This window comes from Streptomyces sp. NPDC002884, from assembly GCF_040295245.1.
In the GTDB taxonomy this organism is placed as follows: Bacteria; Actinomycetota; Actinomycetes; order Streptomycetales; family Streptomycetaceae; genus Streptomyces.
On sequence record NZ_JBEOVB010000017.1, the window covers coordinates 20700 to 37620 of the forward strand.

Annotated in this window: 12 protein-coding genes and 1 pseudogene; 8 read left to right on the top strand and 5 right to left on the bottom strand. The window is 71.4% G+C overall.

Going from position 1 to position 16921, the window contains the following annotated elements; genetic code table 11:
* Window positions 1-76: 76 nt before the first annotated feature.
* The 3 genes from nhaA to ABT070_RS28720 all read right to left on the bottom strand — a co-directional run bounded on the left by nhaA (window position 77) and on the right by ABT070_RS28720 (window position 6656).
* Window positions 77-1522 carry a Na+/H+ antiporter NhaA gene (gene nhaA, locus ABT070_RS28710; RefSeq protein WP_451101650.1) on the bottom strand — a complete coding sequence of 482 codons (1446 nt, stop codon included), beginning with the start codon at window positions 1520-1522 and terminating at the stop codon, window positions 77-79.
* Window positions 1523-1692: 170 nt separating this feature from the next.
* Window positions 1693-3651, bottom strand: coding sequence for an acetate--CoA ligase (gene acs / locus ABT070_RS28715; protein WP_351764774.1), 1959 nt, complete (start codon window positions 3649-3651; stop codon window positions 1693-1695).
* 272 nt (window positions 3652-3923) lie between these two features.
* Window positions 3924-6656, bottom strand: a complete 2733-nt coding sequence (locus ABT070_RS28720) for a bifunctional SulP family inorganic anion transporter/carbonic anhydrase (RefSeq protein WP_351764775.1) — start codon at window positions 6654-6656, stop codon at window positions 3924-3926.
* 336 nt (window positions 6657-6992) lie between these two features.
* On the opposite strand from ABT070_RS28720, the gene ABT070_RS28725 reads away from it, so the two are divergent.
* Window positions 6993-8273 (top strand): polysaccharide deacetylase family protein, encoded by a 1281-nt coding sequence (locus ABT070_RS28725; RefSeq protein WP_351764776.1) that lies wholly within the window; start codon window positions 6993-6995, stop codon window positions 8271-8273.
* Between the two features lie 97 nt (window positions 8274-8370).
* Here ABT070_RS28725 and ABT070_RS28730 read toward each other — a convergent pair whose 3' ends face one another.
* Entirely contained in the window at window positions 8371-9351 is a 981-nt protein-coding gene (locus ABT070_RS28730) for an ATP-binding protein (protein ID WP_351764777.1), read from the bottom strand.
* Between the two features lie 101 nt (window positions 9352-9452).
* Between ABT070_RS28730 and ABT070_RS28735 the strand changes: the two genes are divergently transcribed.
* Window positions 9453-10277 carry a Fic family protein gene (locus ABT070_RS28735; protein WP_351764778.1) on the top strand — a complete coding sequence of 275 codons (825 nt, stop codon included), beginning with the start codon at window positions 9453-9455 and terminating at the stop codon, window positions 10275-10277.
* A gap of 416 nt (window positions 10278-10693) precedes the next feature.
* Here the strand turns inward: ABT070_RS28735 and ABT070_RS28740 are convergent, their stop codons facing one another.
* Window positions 10694-11527: an HAD family hydrolase gene (locus tag ABT070_RS28740; protein ID WP_351764779.1), complete on the bottom strand. Its 834-nt coding sequence runs from the start codon at window positions 11525-11527 to the stop codon at window positions 10694-10696.
* A 572-nt stretch (window positions 11528-12099) separates the two neighbouring features.
* Between ABT070_RS28740 and ssd the strand changes: the two genes are divergently transcribed.
* The 6 genes and pseudogenes from ssd to ABT070_RS28770 form a co-directional block, all read left to right on the top strand.
* Entirely contained in the window at window positions 12100-13212 is a 1113-nt protein-coding gene (ssd, locus tag ABT070_RS28745) for a septum site-determining protein Ssd (RefSeq protein WP_351764780.1), read from the top strand.
* Window positions 13209-14417, top strand: coding sequence for a TadA family conjugal transfer-associated ATPase (locus tag ABT070_RS28750; protein ID WP_351764781.1), 1209 nt, complete (start codon window positions 13209-13211; stop codon window positions 14415-14417). The genes ssd and ABT070_RS28750 overlap by 4 nt, the downstream gene beginning before the upstream one ends.
* Window positions 14410-15270, top strand: a complete 861-nt coding sequence (locus ABT070_RS28755) for a type II secretion system F family protein (RefSeq protein WP_351764782.1) — start codon at window positions 14410-14412, stop codon at window positions 15268-15270. The genes ABT070_RS28750 and ABT070_RS28755 overlap by 8 nt, the downstream gene beginning before the upstream one ends.
* 59 nt (window positions 15271-15329) lie before the next feature.
* Complete coding sequence (locus ABT070_RS28760; RefSeq protein ID WP_351764783.1) at window positions 15330-16109, top strand: type II secretion system F family protein; 780 nt, start codon at window positions 15330-15332, stop codon at window positions 16107-16109.
* A 151-nt stretch (window positions 16110-16260) separates the two neighbouring features.
* The gene (locus ABT070_RS28765) at window positions 16261-16470 is read left to right on the top strand and encodes a DUF4244 domain-containing protein (RefSeq protein ID WP_307164619.1); all 210 of its coding nucleotides are present in this window, start codon (window positions 16261-16263) and stop codon (window positions 16468-16470) included.
* Window positions 16457-16849: pseudogene (locus ABT070_RS28770) on the top strand (TadE family type IV pilus minor pilin); the annotation flags it as partial. The gene ABT070_RS28765 and the pseudogene ABT070_RS28770, both read left to right, overlap by 14 nt.
* Window positions 16850-16921 lie beyond the last annotated feature (72 nt).

Below are 16921 nucleotides of genomic sequence, written 5' to 3' on the forward strand. Positions count from 1 at the left end.
TGTGCTGCTTCTGGCTTCTTTTGTACCGTCCCGTCAGATCATGCCGGACGGTTGCCCTCCTCGCCTGCCCCGCCCGTCACTTCGGCAGGCCCGTGGCGCGTGTCGGCCCCTCGCCGGCCTCCCTCCGAGCCTCCTCCCGGCGGCTCTCGCGGGCGATCTCCTCGGCTCGGCGGCGGTGCTCGGCGGCCTTGCCGTCGTAGATCTCCGCCATCCGCAGGTGATGGGCCGGGTCGTTCTCCTCGTACACGTCCGGAATGCCGTCGAGGTCGTCGTCGCGCTCCTCGGCCTCCCACATCCGGCGGTACTCGGCGTTGCGCAGCTTCAGCAGGACCGTCGCGAGGGCCGCCGCGATCAGCGAGCCCAGCAGGACGGCGGCCTTGACCTCGTCGGTCAGCGCCGGGTCGCCCTCGAAGGCGAGCTCCCCGATCAGCAGCGACACGGTGAAGCCGATGCCGGCGAGGGACGCGACGGCGAAGACGTCCGCCCAGGCGAGGTCATCGCTCAGCGAGGCGCGGGTGAAGCGGGCGGTCAGCCAGGTCCCGCCGAAGATGCCGATCGTCTTGCCGACGACGAGACCGAGGACGACGCCCAGGGTCTCCGGCTTGCCGAACACATCCGCGAGCGCGTTGCCCGAGATGGCCACACCCGCGCTGAACAGGGCGAACAGTGGCACCGCGAGGCCGGCGGAGAGGGGCCGGACGAGGTGCTCGATCCGCTCGCCGGGGGAGTGGTCCTCGCCCTCGCGCGTCGTGCAGCGCAGCATCAGGCCCATCGCGACCCCGGCGATCGTGGCGTGCACGCCGCTGTTGTACATCAACGCCCAGATGACGAGGGCGAGGGGGACGTAGACGTACCAGCCGGTCACGCCCTTGCGCAGCAGCAGCCAGAACACGAGGAGGCCGACGGCGGCGCCGCCCAGCGTCACGAGGTCGATGGTGCTCGTGAAGAAGACCGCGATGATCAGGATGGCGAACAGGTCGTCGACGACCGCGAGGGTGAGCAGGAAGGCGCGCAGCGCGCTCGGCAGGGACGTGCCGATGACGGCGAGCACGGCGAGCGCGAACGCGATGTCGGTGGCCGTGGGGACCGCCCAACCGCTCAGCGAGCCGCCGCCGCCGAGGTTGGTGAGCGTGTAGACGAGCGCGGGTACGGCCATCCCGCACAGCGCGGCCGCCACGGGGAGCGCGGCGGCCCTGGGGTCCTTGAGGTCACCGGCGACGAGTTCTCGCTTGAGTTCGATTCCGGCGACGAAGAAGAAGATCGCGAGCAGGCCGTCGGCCGCCCAGTGCGCGACGGAGAGGTTCAGCCCGAGGGCCTCGGGGCCGAGGTGGAAGTGGCTGACGCTCTCGTAGCTGTCGTGCAGCCCGGGCGCGTTCGCCCAGACCAGCGCGGCCACGGCGGCGACGAGCAGGAGCACACCGCCGACGGTCTCGGTGCGCAGCGCCTCCGCGACGAAGTTCCGCTCGGGCAGGGACAGACGTCCGAAGGCCTTGCGGGGGGCGGAGTTGCGGGGCGCGGACACGGTGGGGGCCTCCGGTCGGTGGGCAGCACGGAACACATGCCGACCAGACTTCCCGGCGCACCTTTCTCTTCAGCCTACCCAAAGTGCGCGAGGAGGAATCGGGCGATCCCTACGTTAGGCGCGAAAAGGGCACCCGGCGCGGTCGTCGCCGAGTGCCCTTCCCGACCTGCTCAGTCCTCGCTGGGCGCGGCCGGCAGCTTCGCCTGGATGAGATCCATGACCGAGGAGTCGGTCAGGGTCGTGACGTCTCCGAGTTCCCGCTTCTCGGCGATGTCCCGCAGCAGGCGGCGCATGATCTTGCCGGAGCGGGTCTTGGGCAGTTCCGTGACCGGGTGGATCTGCTTCGGCTTGGCGATCGGGCCGAGCGTGGTGCCGACATGGTTGCGCAGGTCGGAGACGAGCTGCTCGTCCTCGGCGTTCGCCGTGCCCCGCAGGATGACGAAGGCGACGATGGCCTGCCCGGTGGTCTCGTCCGCGGCGCCGACGACGGCCGCCTCGGCGACGGCCGGGTGGGACACGAGCGCCGACTCGACCTCCGTGGTGGAGATGTTGTGGCCCGACACGAGCATCACGTCGTCGACGCGCCCGAGGAGCCAGATGTCGCCGTCGTCGTCCTTCTTCGCCCCGTCACCGGCGAAGTACCTGCCCTCGAAGCGCGCCCAGTACGTGTCGAGGAACCGCTGGTCGTCGCCCCAGATCGTGCGCAGCATCGACGGCCACGGCTCGGTGAGGACCAGGTAGCCGCCGCCGCCGTCGGGTACCTCGTTCGCCTCGTCGTCGACGACGGTGGCGGAGATGCCGGGCAGCGGGCGCTGTGCCGAACCGGGCTTGGTCTCGGTGACGCCCGGCAGCGGCGAGATCATCATCGCGCCGGTCTCGGTCTGCCACCAGGTGTCGACGATGGGCGTCCGGTCGCCGCCGATGTGCTTGCGGTACCAGATCCAGGCCTCGGGGTTGATCGGCTCACCGACCGAGCCGAGCACCCGCAGGCTGCCGAGATCGAACTTCGCGGGGATGTCGTCGCCCCACTTCATGAACGTACGGATGGCGGTCGGCGCCGTGTACAGGATCGTCACCCCGTACTTCTGCACGATCTCCCAGAAGCGGCCCTGGTGGGGGGTGTCGGGCGTGCCCTCGTACATGACCTGCGTCGCGCCGTTCGCCAGCGGCCCGTAGACGATGTACGAGTGCCCGGTGACCCAGCCGACGTCGGCCGTGCACCAGTAGACGTCGGTCTCCGGCTTGAGGTCGAAGACCGCGTGGTGCGTGTACGCGGTCTGCGTGAGGTAGCCGCCGGAGGTGTGCAGGATGCCCTTGGGCTTACCCGTGGTGCCGGAGGTGTAGAGGATGAACAGCGGGTGCTCGGCCTCGAACGCCTCGGGCGTGTGCTCGGCCGACTGACGCTCGACGATCTCGTGCCACCACACGTCACGCTCGCCGTTCCAGGCGACGTCCTGGCCCGTGCGCCGGACGACGAGCACATGCTCGACGTTGCCGGCGCGGTCGGCCGCATCGTCGACGGCCGGCTTCAGCGCGGACGGCTTGCCGCGCCGGTAGCCGCCGTCGGACGTGATGACGACCTTGGCGTCCGCGTCCTGGATGCGGGTGGCCAGCGCGTCCGCCGAGAAGCCGCCGAAGACGACCGAGTGCGCTGCGCCGATCCGGGCACAGGCCAGCATCGCGACCGCCGTCTCGGGGATCATCGGCATGTAGACGGCGACCCGGTCGCCCTTTCGGACTCCCAGCTCCAGCAGGGCGTTGGCGGCCTTCGACACCTCGTCCTTGAGCTCGGCGTAGGTGATGGCGCGGCTGTCCCCGGGCTCGCCCTCGAAGTGGATGGCGACCCGGTCGCCGTTGCCGGCCTCCACATGCCGGTCGACGCAGTTGTAGGCGACGTTGAGTTCGCCGTCCTTGAACCACTTGGCGAACGGTGGGTTCGACCAGTCCAGCGTCTCGGTCGGCTCCTTGGCCCAGGCCAGCCGACGGGCCTGCTCGGCCCAGAAGCCGAGCCTGTCAGCCTTGGCCTGCTCGTACGCCTCCGCCGTGACGTTGGCGTCGGCCGCCAGATCGGCGGGCGGCGCGAACCTGCGCTCTTCACGCAGCAGGTTGGCCAAGGATTCGTTGCTCACGACATCTCCCTCTCGAAGGGTGTCCGTGTCCGTTGTGTCCCAGGCCACAGCTCATCAGACCCAGGGCGCGGTGACAAGGGCCGACCAAAAATTGGTTTAGACCTGTAGGGGTCGCCGCTTCTCGACCCTGTTTCCGGTGACCAGAGGTCATCCCCTGGACCGGCCCAGGGGTCATCCGTACCCACGGACACGAGGCAGAAGGAGTTCAGCCGGTGTAACGCCTTTCACATCCCCGCCCCGCGCCGCGGGACGACGGGGAGGCGCGCGCCGGTTCAGGCCGGCAGGTCGACCTCTCCCACGTGACCGAACAACTCGCCGTCGCCCCCGGCCGCCTCGGAGAGCAGATACGTCTGCGCCTCGCCCACGTGGAAGTACAGCCCGTGCAGCTCCAGCGCCCCGCTCTGCAGGGACCGGACCACCGACTCGTGGGCCCGCAGGTGCTCCAACTGCTGGACCACGTTGGTCAGACAGAGCTGCTCGACCGCGTCCACCGGCGCCCGCCCGGCAAGTCGGGCGTGGGGGCGCTCGTCGTCGGCCATCCGCTCCAGGCTCGGCACACCGTGTCGCAGCCACCGCTGCAACGGGGTCCGCGCACCGCCCGGTTCGGTGTCGAGCAGGGCCTGCATGGCGCCGCAGCCGGAGTGCCCGCACACCGTGATGGACCGCACCTTCAGCACGTCCACCGCGTACTCGATCGCGGCCGCCACCGAGTCGTCCCCGCTCTCCTCACCGGGCGGCGGTACGAGGTTGCCGACGTTGCGCACCACGAACAGGTCGCCCGGACCACTGGAGGTGATCATCGAGGTGACCAGCCGGGAGTCGGCGCAGGTGAGGAAGAGCTGGGTGGGCTGCTGACCCTCACGCGCCAGTCGCGCCAGCTCGCCGCGCACCAGCGGTGCGGTGTTGCGCTGGAACGCGCTGATACCACGCACCAGTTGATGCCCGCTCGGCTCGACGAACTCCTCTGGCCGCCCTTCCTGCTCAGCCTGCCCTTCCTGCTCAGCCTGCGCTGCCTGTCCTGACGGCCTCGCCTGCCCCGGCTCTCTGGGCTTCGCTGACTCCGTGGACTCTGTCGTCTCCCTCCCTTCGGCTGTCCTGGGCGCTCCTGCCGCCTCCGCCGGGCCCGTCGCGCCGGTCGCCGCTGCCGACTGTGCTGCCAGTGGTGTCGGTGTTGGCGTTGATGTCGGTGTCGGTGTCGGTGTCGTTGGGTTCTGTGGCGCCTGTGATGTCTGTGTCGTTTCCCGGGGTACTTCGCACTGGTGGTTGCGCCACGGCGTCCAGGGACGGCAGCGGCAGTCGGCGATCGGGACCTCGCCGGCGCGAGCGGGATCGAGGGTTGCGGGAGCGGTCGAGTCGCCGTCCCCGGCGGCGCTGCCGGTGCTGATCCCGCTGCGGGGGCCGACGCCTGCCTCAGCGTCCGCGTCGAGGTCGGTTCCGGTGTCGAGCCCCGTGCCGGACCGGCGGCGGCCGGTCAGCTCGGCGGAGCCGCCCTGGGCGGTGTGGGTCTTCTGCCAGTCCTGCAGGGCCTCGTACGCCGCGTGGTCCATGAAGGAGCCGTCCAACTCGACGACGGCATGGGTGGCCTGGGGTACGAGATGCAGGATGCGACTCAGGCGCGGCACGGCGAGGAACGTCAACTGGCCTCTTACGTGTACGTGATGGACTCCTTCCTTCTCGTGGTGCGTGATACGGGTGCGGGCGAGGCGGTGCAGGGCGACGGCCACGGCCACGGCGATGCCGAGCGTCACGCCCTCCAGGACGCCGAGGACCACCACGCCGAGGGTGGTGACGGCGTACACCAGCACCTCGCGGTGGCGGGTCACCGTGCGAATGTGGTGCAGGGACACCATCTGGATGCCGACGGCCATCACCAGGGCGGCGAGTGAGGCGAGCGGGATGAGATCCAGGATCGGGACCATCAGCAACGCGGCGACTACTACGAGAACGCCGTGCAGCATCGTGGAGTTCCGGCTCACGGCACCGGCTCGGACATTTGCCGAACTGCGCACGGCCACGCCCGCCACCGGCAGCCCGCCGAGTGCCCCGGAGACGATGTTGGCCGCGCCCTGACCCAGCAGCTCGCGGTCCAGGTCGGAGCGGCCGACACGGGTGGAGCGGTCGCTGAGCAGGCCAGGGCGTGAGGCGATCAGCTTGTCCACGGCGACCGCGCCGAGCAGGGACTGCACGCTGCACACCAGAGTGGTGGTGAGGACGGCGGCCATGACCCCGAGCACCGGCCCCTCGGGCAGCCCGGCCAGCGCGTGGCTGCTCCAGGAAGGCAGGTCCACCTTGGGCAGGGTGAGGCCCGCGAGTGCGGCGGTGGCGGTGGCGCCGGTGACGGCGATGAGGGGGGCGGGGACTTTCTGTACCAGGCGGCCCACCCGGCCGGGGATACGCGGCCAGAGCAGCAGCAGGGTCAGGGTCAGCGCGCTCATGGCCACGGCCGCCGGCTGCAGTGCGGCCAACTGGGCGGGCAGGGCGCGGAGATTGTCGAGGACCGAACTCTGGGGGGTGCCGCCGAGGACGACGTGCAGTTGGGCGACGGCGATGGTGACGCCGATGCCGGCGAGCATGCCGTGCACGATGGCGGGGCTGACGGCGAGGGCGGTGCGCGCCACGCGCAGACAGCCGAGGCCCAGCTGGGCGAGTCCGGCCAGGACGGTGATGGCGCATGTCGTCCGCCAGCCGTACCGCTGGATGAGGTCGGCGGTGACCACGGTCAGGCCGGCCGCGGGGCCGCTGACCTGGAGCGGCGCACCGCCGATCCATCCGGCGACGATTCCGCCCACAGCGGCGGCGACGAGGCCTGCCTGGAGGGGCGCGCCGGTGGCGAGGGCGATGCCGAGGGACAGGGGCAGGGCGATCAGGAAGACCGCGATCGAGGCGGACACGTCGGCGCCCGCGATGCGGAAGCGGCGGTGCGGGGCCGGTGGGGGGCTGTGGGGTGGGTGGTTGCGCTCGGTGCGCGTCGAGTGGTCGGTGCGGGTGGGGGCGCAGGCGGACATGGTTCCCGTCTCCTCCGGGGCAGCGCGGTCGCGGAACATGTGGTCCCCCGGTTGGAGCGGGGGCGGTCGCGGCCGTGGGTCACGGCGTGCAGCGGCGGGATGAAAATCAACGCTCGGTAAACAGATCGTAATGCAGAGTAAAGGTCAAGCCTGGATTTTTGGGGCAAATGGGGCAGGTAATCACCCCCGAGAGTGAAGTGGCCTTTTTATCGGCTTGTCGTATTAATTCCTTCTCGACTCCGTGCGACCTTGACGGCGCTGCCGGCTCGTCCCGGCGCGTCACCAGAGAACGCCCTCGTCGGCGTTGGCCGAGAGAAGGAAGAAGGTGGGCGGAAGATGGCCGCCACCCAGAGGATCACCGCGGGCGCAGTGGTCGCCGCCGCTGTCGCCGCGTCGCTCGCCGGTTGTGCGACGGGAACCGGGGGTTCCCACGGTTCCGAGGAGGGAGTGCCGGGCCCGCAGAAGGTCAAGCCGGTTCCGGCCCCCAAGAGTGTCGTCCGCCTGATCGGCGACGGCTCCACCGCGTACACCGGGGCGCAGCCCCACCTGCCTCGCCCCGAACGGCTGAAGCCGGGCCAGAAGCCGCCGCAGTTCGTGGTCTTCTCCTGGGACGGCGCAGGCGAGGACAGCCAGAAGCTGTTCTCCCACTTCCGTCAGGTGTCCAAGGCCAACAACGCGACGATGACGTACTTCCTCAGCGGCGTGTACATGCTGCCGGAGGAGAAGGCCGATCTGTACAGGCCGCCGCAGCACTCGCCGGGCCGTTCCGACATCGGCTTCAACGACGAGCAGGGCATCGCCGAAACCGTGAAGCAGCTGCGCCTGGCGTGGCTGGAGGGCAACGAGATCGGTACCCATTTCAACGGCCACTTCTGCGGGAAGAACGGTGGCGTCGGCGAGTGGTCGGTCGAGGAGTGGAAGGACGAGATCGACCAGGCCAAGCGGTTCGTGACGACCTGGAAGACCAACACGGGCATGAAGAACGCGGCTCCGCTGCCCTTCGACTACGACAAGGAACTCATCGGCGCCCGCACCCCCTGCCTCGAGGGCCAGAAGAACTTCATGAAGGCCGCCCGCGAGCTGGGCTTCCGCTACGACACCAGCGGCGTCAACAACCAGGTGTGGCCCGGCAAGAAGCAGGGCCTGTGGGACCTGTCGATGCAGCTGGTGCCCTTCCCCGGCCACTCCTACGAACAGCTCACCATGGACTACAACTTCATGGTCAACCAGTCAGGCACCAGCACCCAGGGCGACCCCGACAAGCGCGAGTTCTGGGGCCACCAGATGCGTGACGGCCTGCTCAAGGGCTTCGACCGGGCCTACTACGGCAACCGCGCACCGCTGATCATCGGCAACCACTTCGAGTCCTGGAACGGCGGCACGTACATGCGCGCCGTCGAGGAGGTCGTCGAGAACGTCTGCAACAAGCCGGACGTGCGCTGCGTGTCCTTCCGGCAGCTCGCCGACTGGCTGGACGCCCAGGACCCGCAGGCCCTGGCCAAGATGCGCACGCTGGAGGTCGGCGAGTCCCCGAAGCACGGCTGGGCGTCCTTCCTGTCCGGCGGCCCCGCCCCGGCCCCGAAGGGCGTGCCCGGGGCTCCGGCGGTCAGGCAGTAGCCGCGGCGCCGGCCGGCGGCGCCACAGCCAGGGGTGCCGCCGACGGGAACCGTCACCGACACGAACGGTCGCAGCCGTCAAACAGGAACTGTCACCGTCACACGGAGGCCGTGAGGCTTTCGCCGAGGACGAACCCGGGGTCGACCTGCGCGGCCAGGTCGACCCCGGTCCGTTCATTGCCCCAGGACTCGGCGTTCTTCAGATGGAAGTGCACCATCTGCCGTGTGTAGCGCTCCCAGTCGCGCCTTTCGTACGCCGAGTCGACGGTCGTCCGGAGCAGACGCAGGGCCTGGCGGTTGGTGTCCTCCAGGTGTTCGAACCGGGGCGGGCGGCCCTTCTCCATGGCGCGCACCCAGTCCGAGTGGCCGACCGTCACGAGCAGGTCGTCCCCGACCTCGGCGCGCAGGAAGTCGACGTCGTCCTGTCCCTGCACCTTGTTGCCGACGACCTTCAGCTCGACGCCGAAGTCGCGGGCGTACTCCTTGTACTGGCGATAGACGGAGACTCCCTTCCGGGTCGGCTCGGCGACGAGGAACGTGATGTCGAAGCGGGTGAACATGCCGGAGGCGAAGGAGTCCGAGCCCGCGGTCATGTCGACCACGACGTACTCGTCGGCGCCGTCCACCAGGTGGTTCAGGCACAGTTCCACCGCTCCGGTCTTGGAGTGGTAGCAGGAGACCCCCAGGTCGGCGTCCGTGAAGGGGCCCGTGACCATCAAACGGACGGCGCCGCCGTCGAGTTCCACCGGCCGGGCGCAGGCGTCGTACACCGTGTTGTTCTCGCGCACCCGCAGCAACCGGGAGCCCTCGCCGGGCGGTGTCGTCTTGATCATCGTCTCGGCGGAGGTGACACGGGGGTTGGAGCCGCGCAGGTAGTCCTTGATCAACGGCAGTCGGTCACCCATCGCCGGCAGCCCGGCGGCCTCCGCCTCGTCGAGGCCGAGAGCGGGCCCCAGGTGCTGGTTGATGTCCGCGTCGACCGCGATCACAGGTCCGCCCTCGGCGACGAGGTGGCGGATGAAGAGGGAGGACAGGGTGGTCTTGCCGCTGCCGCCCTTCCCGACGAAAGCAATTTTCATGTTCACCAAGGGTAGTCGGGCGATGGCTGTGCGTGGCAGGCGTGCGTGAAGAAGACCACTCCTTCGTGGGGTGCGCGTGCCGGTTGCGTAGGGTCGTACTCATGAGTACGACAGGCGCGTCCGCCGATCCGCTCGCGGCCCTGGGCTCCCTGCCCGGTGTGGCCGAGTCCGTGGAGACCATGCGCAAGGCCGTGGACCGGGTCTACGGGCACCGTGTCATGCGCCGCCGCAGCACCGAGATCACCTCCGAGGCCGCCCTGCGCGGCGCCCGCGGCTCGGCGGCCCTGTCCGGCGCGGACTGGGCGCTGGAAGAGGTGCGTCGACGCACCGACTTCGGCGTCGACGACGAGGCGCGCCTCATGGGTGCGGCTCTGCGGCTGTCCGCCGAGGCGGGGCAGCTGCTGTCCATCTGGCGGCAGTCGCCGCTGCGGGTGCTGGCGCGGCTGCATCTGGTGGCCGCGGCGACCGGCGACGACGAGGTCGGACGTCCGCGGCAGGCCGGTGAGGCGGTCGACGAGCCGCTGATCGAGCTGCCGCTGCCGGACGCAGCCGAGGTGGCCGGCCGTCTTGAGGGGTTGTCCGAGCTGATCATCGCGGGAGGCTCCGCGCCCGCCCTGGTGACGGCCTCCGTCGTCCACGGCGAGCTGCTGGCCCTGCGTCCGTTCACTTCCCACAACGGCCTGGTCGCACGGGCCGCCGAGCGCATCGTCCTGATCGGCAGTGGTCTCGACCCCAAGTCGGTCTGCCCGGCCGAGGTGGGGCATGCCGAGCTGGGGAGGGCGGCCTATCTGGCGGCCCTGGACGGCTATGTCTCCGGCACCCCGGACGGCATGGCCGCCTGGATCGCGCACTGCGGCAGGGCGGTCGAGCTGGGTGCCCGCGAGTCGACGGCGGTGTGCGAGGCGCTTCAGCGCGGGGCTGCGTGAGCCTCACGCGCGCGTGAGGTCCGGGCACGGGAGAGGCCCCCTCGCGGGGGCCTCACAAAGGGTTGCGGCGGTACGAGTCCTCGTACCGCCGCTGGCATGCTCACCCGGTTACCAAGCGTCCTCGAAATATTGCCCATCAGGCCGGGAACTTTGCCCGTGACCTGGTGCGGCTGGCCCGTAATCGACGGGTCGACGTCGCGTGGGTGCCCAGTGGTCATGCGCGGTCCGTGGGGCCAAATGCGTTATTAAGGTGATCCTCTCGGATGTCCTTGGTCTCGCGGGCCGTTAAGTCCTTTGTACTCCTGGACCCGGACAAGCGGAAGTGCTGGCACCAGTTCTTTGCTTTTGCTCCCAAACGGGTTTTAAACGGACGGCCCTGAAGAGTGACGGGCCGCCCCGCGCGCGGGGCGCCCTTTTCAGACGGCCGCCGCCCGGCGTCGGCTCGCGTACCAGACGAGGCCCGCGGTGGCCGCCGCCGCTCCTATCGCCGCTGCCGCCACGAGCGCGGGGCGGGGCGGTACGGAGAACGAGGGAATCCGCTGCTTGAGGCGCACCGGCCGGTGGAAGTCGAGAATCGGCCACCCGCGCGCGACGGCTTCGCGCCGCAGGGCCCGGTCCGGGTTCACGGCGTGCGGGTGCCCCACCGCCTTCAGCATCGGCAGGTCGGTCGCCGAGTCGCTGTACGCATAACAGCGCGCGAGGTCGTACCCCTCGGACTCGGCCAGTTCCTTGACCGCCTCCGCCTTCGTCGGGCCGTAGGCGTAGTACTCCACCTCGCCGGTGAAGCAGCCGTCCTCGCCCACGACCATGCGGGTGGCGACCACGCGGTCCGCGCCGAGCAGCTCGCCGATCGGCTCGACCACCTCGGCGCCCGACGTGGACACGATCACGACGTCACGGCCGGCCGTGTGGTGCTCCTCGATCAACGAGGCCGCCTCGTCGTAGATCAGCGGGTCGATCAGGTCGTGAAGGGTCTCGGCCACGATCTCCTTCACCTGTTGGACGTTCCAGCCGCGCACGAGGGCGGACAGGTACTCGCGGGTCCGCTCCATCTGGTCGTGGTCCATACCGCCCACGAGGAAGACGAACTGGGCGTAGGCGGTCCGCAGGGCCGCCCTGCGGTTGATCAGACCGCCTTGGTAGAAGGACTTGCTGAAGGTGAGCGTGCTCGACTTCGCAATGACCGTCTTGTCCAGGTCAAAGAAGGCCGCTGTGCGGGGCAAGGAGTGGTTTTCCACAACCAAGAGCATAGGGGCAGCCCATTCGGCGTAAGGTGGGCGCGTGGGTTTGCCTGAGAAGGCTCTCGGGTACACCATGGAAGTCACGGATCGTTCGCGACCGTGCTAACGCGGTCCGACTCCTCCCCCCCCGAGTCGGCCGTGAAGGCGACCCCCGCTCTCCCCCCCGGCGGGGGTCGTCGCATGTCCGGGCGGGTTTTCCAGTTCTGTACGCGGCCGCTGTGCCGCACCGAGGCGGCTGCGGCCGCCTCTTTTGTTTGCCCATCCGCTGTCACTGAGCGTAGTCGTCGGACTGCTCTGCGGAAGTCGCACAGCAGATGGTGCGGGGCTCACCGGTATGGGTGACGGCGATATTCACAACCACCCGCTCGTCCACAGTTTTTCACCAAGATCCACACGCTTTCCGGGTTCGCTGCACCGTGATTCCGACGCGTCCGCTCGGGCCGGCTTCACATGGCCGGTTCCGTTTGCCGGGGGCGTTCGGCCGGATTCCGTCGGCCGTTCATATGGAGACCGGCTGCCGGTTCTTCACACGTTCGGGAATCGCGGGACCGCAGCGACTGCGCGCCCCGCAGTGAAGGGGGATGGAAATCGTGACCGGAGCCGTCACACACGACCCGCCGCCCACCGCCGGAGGCGGACCGGGCAAGCCACTGATCGTCACGGAGGACACGGAACTCCTCGACGATCTGCTGCGCCTGTGCGCCGCCGCCGGCGCCACACCGGAGGTGCACCACTCGGTGCCGGAGCGCCGGGGCAGCTGGGAGTCCGCGCCGCTCGTCCTGGTCGGCGACGACGCGGCACGCCGTGTCCGCGGGGCCGCCCGCAGGCGCGGAGTGGTCCTCGTCGGCCGCGACCAGGACGACTCCGGGGTGTGGCAGCGCGCCGTGGAGATCGGCGCCGACCACGTCCTGATGCTGCCCGACGGCGAACAGTGGCTGGTCGACCGCATCGCCGACGTCGCCGAGGGCGTCGGACGGCCCGCCCTCACCGTCGGCGTCATCGGCGGACGCGGCGGCGCCGGAGCGTCCACGCTCGCGTGTGCCCTCGCCGTCACCTCCGCGCGAGAAGGGCTGCGCACCCTGCTGGTCGACGCCGATCCCCTGGGCGGCGGACTCGACGTCCTCCTCGGCGGCGAGAGCGCGGAAGGCCTGCGCTGGCCCGCGTTCGCCGCCTCGCGCGGGAGGGTCGGCGGCAGCGCCCTGGAGGAGTCGCTGCCCCGACTGCACTCACTGCGGGTGCTCAGCTGGGACCGGGGCGACTGCGTAACCATCGCGCCCCAAGCCGTACGCGCGGTGCTGGCTGCCGCCCGGCGCCGGGGCGGCACGGTCGTCGTCGACCTCCCGCGCCGCCTCGACGACGGCGTCGCCGAGATCCTCGCCCAGCTCGACCTCGGACTCCTCGTGGTCCCCGCCGAACTGCGCGCCGTCGCGGCCGGCAAGCGCGTGGCCTCCGCCGTCGGCATGGTCCTGCGCGACCTGCGGGTGGCGGTGCGCGGCCCCTACGCGCCCGGACTCGACGACAGCGAAGTGGCCCGACTGCTCGGCCTGCCGCTGGCCGGCGAGGTGCCCGTCGAGTCGGGGCTGCTGCGCCCGGACGGTGGCAAGGCGCCGCCCGGCGCGACCGCGCGCGGGCCGCTCGCCCGCTTCTGCAAGGAGTTCTGGGAGCGCGCGCTCACCGAGGCGGGTGGCGCATGAGCACGCGGCCCGGGCTCGAACAGGTGAGAGGTACCGGGACACTGCTCGACGGCGTACGGCAGTGGCTCGCGGACAGCGGATCCGAACCGACGCCCGCGCGCGTGGCGCAGGCGCTGCGCGAACAGGGGCGGGTCCTCGGGGACGCGGAGGTGCTCGGCGCCGCCGAGCACCTGCGGTCCGAGCTGATCGGCAGCGGACCTCTGGAGCCACTGCTCACCGACCCCAGGGTGACGGACGTACTGGTGTCCGCCCCGGACCGGGTCTGGGTCGACCGGGGCGGCGGTCTCGAACTGACCGGCGTCTCCTTCCCGGACGCGGCGGCCGTACGGCGCCTCGCGCAGCGTCTCGCCGCCGTCGCCGGTCGGCGCCTGGACGACGCCCGGCCCTGGACCGACGCCCGGCTGCCCGACGGGACACGACTGCACGCGGTACTGCCCCCGGTCGCCGTCGGCTGCACCTGTCTGTCACTGCGTGTCGTACGGCCCCGGGCCTTCACGCTCGGTGAACTGGTCGCCGCGGGAACGGTGCCACCGGGCGGCGACAAGGTGCTGCGGGCCCTGATGCGGGCGCGGCTGTCCTTCCTGGTCAGCGGTGGCACCGGCAGTGGCAAGACGACCCTGCTGAGCGCGCTGTTGGGCCTGGTCGGGCCGGGGGAGCGGATCGTGCTCGCCGAGGACTCCGCGGAGCTGCGACCGGACCACCCGCACGTCGTCCGCCTGGAGACCAGACCCGCCAACCAGGAGGGAGCGGGGCTCGTCACGCTCGAGGACCTGGTGCGGCAGGCCCTGCGGATGCGGCCCGACCGGATGGTCGTGGGCGAGGTACGCGGGCCGGAGGTCGTCGATCTGCTGGCCGCGCTCAACACGGGTCACGAGGGCGGTTGCGGGACCGTCCACGCCAACGCCGCCGCGGACGTCCCCGCCCGGCTCGAGGCGCTCGGCACGGCGGCCGGGCTCGATCGGGCCGCTCTGCACAGCCAGTTGGCGGCGGCTCTGTCGGTGGTCCTGCACCTCGTGCGCGACCCGGCAGGGCGGCGACGGATCGCCGAGGTGCATGTGCTGGAGCGGGACCCCTGCGGGCTGGTGCGGACCGTCCCGGCACTGCGGTGGCGGGCGGACGCCTTCGCCCACGAGCGGGGATGGGAGCGGCTGCGGGAGCTGCTGAGGGGCGAGGAGAGCGAAGGGAGGGACGGGCGGGATGAGTGAGGTGCCGATGGCTGCGGCCGTGGCCTGTGCCGGAGCGGTGGCCTGGTTGTTGGGCGGACCGTACTCGGGGGCCAGACGGGCACAGCTGCTCCTGGCCGGAGGCGGCGTGGTCGGCAGCGGGCCGCCTCCATGGCGGCGGCTCACCGGCGAGCTGCGGGGACTCCGGGCACGCTGGCGACCCGAATGGTGGGCACCGGTCGCCGGACTGGTCCTGGCGCTGCTGGGTGGTTCGGTGCTGCCGGTCGTCGCGGGGGCGGTCGGGGTGCCGCTGCTGCGCCGGGTGCGGCGGGCCGCCGAGATCCGGCGGGTGGGGGAGCGACGAGGGGACGCGGTGATCGCGCTGTGCGCGGCGCTGGCCGGGGAGGTGCTCGCCGGCCGGCAGCCGGGGGAAGCGCTGCGGCGGGCCGCGCAGGACTCCGGAGGGCTCGGTGCGGCGCAGCCCGCGGTGCTGGCGGCGGCACGGTTCGGCGGGGATGTGCCCACGGCACTCGCGGTCGCCGCACGGCAACCGGGGGCCGACGGACTGCTGGGTCTCGCCGCGTGCTGGCGGGTGGCCGTGGATCAGGGCGCCGGCCTCGCTGCCGGACTCGACCGACTGGAAGCGGCGTTGCGCGCGGAGCGAGAACAACGTGCGGACCTGCGCGCCCAGTTGGCCGGGCCGCGCGCCACGGTGGTGATGCTCGCCGGCCTGCCGGTCCTGGGCCTCCTGCTGGGCGCCGCGCTCGGAGCGGACCCGCTGCACGTCCTGCTGCACACCGGAGCGGGGCTGGGCTGCCTGCTCGTCGGCGGCGTGCTGGAGGGGGTGGGGATGTGGTGGGCACTGCGGATCGTCCGCCACGCGGAGGCGAGGTGAGGCGGCGAGAGGGAGGCGGCGAGAGGGAGGTGGGTGACGTGGACGGAGGAGGCGCGAGCGTGGAAGTTGTCCACAGGCTGGGGGCGACCGTGGGGATCGTGGTGGCCTTCTGGTGGCTGACGAGGTGGTGGGAGACCGAGCGACGCGAACGCAGGGCACGGCGGCGCCTGGCCGAACTGCTCGCCCCGGGGAGGGCGGCGACCGTCAGGGGAGCCGGGCTGCGGGATGCCGTACGGCGCTGGCTTCCCGAGGCATTGGTGGTCGGTGCCGGCTGGGTGGTGGTCGGTGGCGTCGTCGGCCTTGTGCTGGGGCTGATCGGCGCGGTGGGGCTGGGGCGGTGGCGCCGTCGACAACAGGCAGCGGACGGAGTGAGCGAGGCCGACGCCCGGCTCGCCGCACGCCAACTCCCGCTCGCCGCCGATCTGCTGTCCGCGTGCATCGCGGCCGGCGCCGGGCCGGTGATCGCGGCGCAGGCCGTGGGCGAGGCGCTCGGCGGCCCTGTGGGGGAAGGGCTGGCGCGGGGCGCTGCCGAGGTGCGGCTGGGCGGTGAACCAGCCACCGCATGGCGGAGGTTGGCCTCGACACCGGGTGCCGCTGCCCTGGCCCGCTTGCTGGAGCGGGCCGACGTCTCGGGGCTGCCCGCGGCCGGACCGGTCGCCCGGCTCGCCGCCGACACCCGCGCCGACTGGGCGCGCGGCGCGACGGCCCGCGCCCGGCGGGCGGCCGTCATGGTCACCGTGCCGGTGGGGCTCTGTTTCCTGCCCGCCTTCATCGCGGTCGGTGTGCTGCCCATCGTCATCGGGCTCGCGGGCGGGGTGCTGGGAGGGGGTGATCGGTGACGGCGCGCACGACGTGAACGCCGAGGAGCGACGGCTCGGGTGGCCGAAGAGCCGGCCGCCGGCCAAGGAGCGGCCGAGCGGTGAATTGGCCGAAGGCGAAGTAACCGAACCACATCAGAGATCAAGGCGACGGAACCTCACGGGGGTTGAGATGTACAAGGCGGTATGGGCGCGGCTGAGCGCCTTGGTGTGCAGGATGCGTGCGGCGCGCGGTGACGCGGGGATGGTGACGTCCGAGTACGCGATGGGGATCGTGGCGGCCGTGGGCTTCGCGGTGCTCCTCTATCAGGTGGTGACGAGCGAGGTGGTCGCGGCTCAGCTGCAGGCCATCGTGAAGCGGGCGCTCAGTGCGGGGGCGTGAGCGCGGACGAGAGCCTCGGCGCGCGTGCCGGCGGGTGTGCGCCGGGGACCGGGGGTTCGTGACGGCGGAGTCGGCCGTGGTGCTGCCGGTGCTGGTGGTGTTCGCGACGGCGCTGGTGTGGGGGCTGCTGGTCATGGCTGCCCAGATCCAGTGCGTGGACGCGGCAAGGACCGGTGCCAGGGCAGCGGCCCGGCAGGATCCGGCCGACGCGGTGCTCGAGGTGACCCGCGCGACGGCGCCGCGCGGGGCGGAGGTGACGATCAGCAGGGAGGGCGACCAGGTCCGCGTGGTGGTCGTGGCCAGGCCACCGGCGCTGCGCGGCCTGCCCTTCGAAGTGCGGGAGGAGGCCGTGGCGGCAGCGGAAGAGGCGGTGGGGACGGCGCGGGGGGCCCTGGGGGCGACGGAGGAGGCCGTGGGTACGGCGCAAGGAGCCGTGGGGACGGCGGAGAAG

What these genes read in the sequence shown, in the direction of transcription:
- ssd (WP_351764780.1), top strand. Translation starts at nt 12,100, where the DNA reads ATGGAAATCGTGACCGGAGCCGTCACACACGACCCGCCGCCCACCGCC.
- ABT070_RS28730 (WP_351764777.1), bottom strand. Translation starts at nt 9,351, where the DNA reads ATGAAAATTGCTTTCGTCGGGAAGGGCGGCAGCGGCAAGACCACCCTG.
- ABT070_RS28725 (WP_351764776.1), top strand. Translation starts at nt 6,993, where the DNA reads ATGGCCGCCACCCAGAGGATCACCGCGGGCGCAGTGGTCGCCGCCGCT.
- ABT070_RS28735 (WP_351764778.1), top strand. Translation starts at nt 9,453, where the DNA reads ATGAGTACGACAGGCGCGTCCGCCGATCCGCTCGCGGCCCTGGGCTCC.
- ABT070_RS28755 (WP_351764782.1), top strand. Translation starts at nt 14,410, where the DNA reads ATGAGTGAGGTGCCGATGGCTGCGGCCGTGGCCTGTGCCGGAGCGGTG.
- ABT070_RS28740 (WP_351764779.1), bottom strand. Translation starts at nt 11,527, where the DNA reads ATGCTCTTGGTTGTGGAAAACCACTCCTTGCCCCGCACAGCGGCCTTC.
- ABT070_RS28750 (WP_351764781.1), top strand. Translation starts at nt 13,209, where the DNA reads ATGAGCACGCGGCCCGGGCTCGAACAGGTGAGAGGTACCGGGACACTG.
- ABT070_RS28765 (WP_307164619.1), top strand. Translation starts at nt 16,261, where the DNA reads ATGTACAAGGCGGTATGGGCGCGGCTGAGCGCCTTGGTGTGCAGGATG.
- ABT070_RS28720 (WP_351764775.1), bottom strand. Translation starts at nt 6,656, where the DNA reads ATGTCCGCCTGCGCCCCCACCCGCACCGACCACTCGACGCGCACCGAG.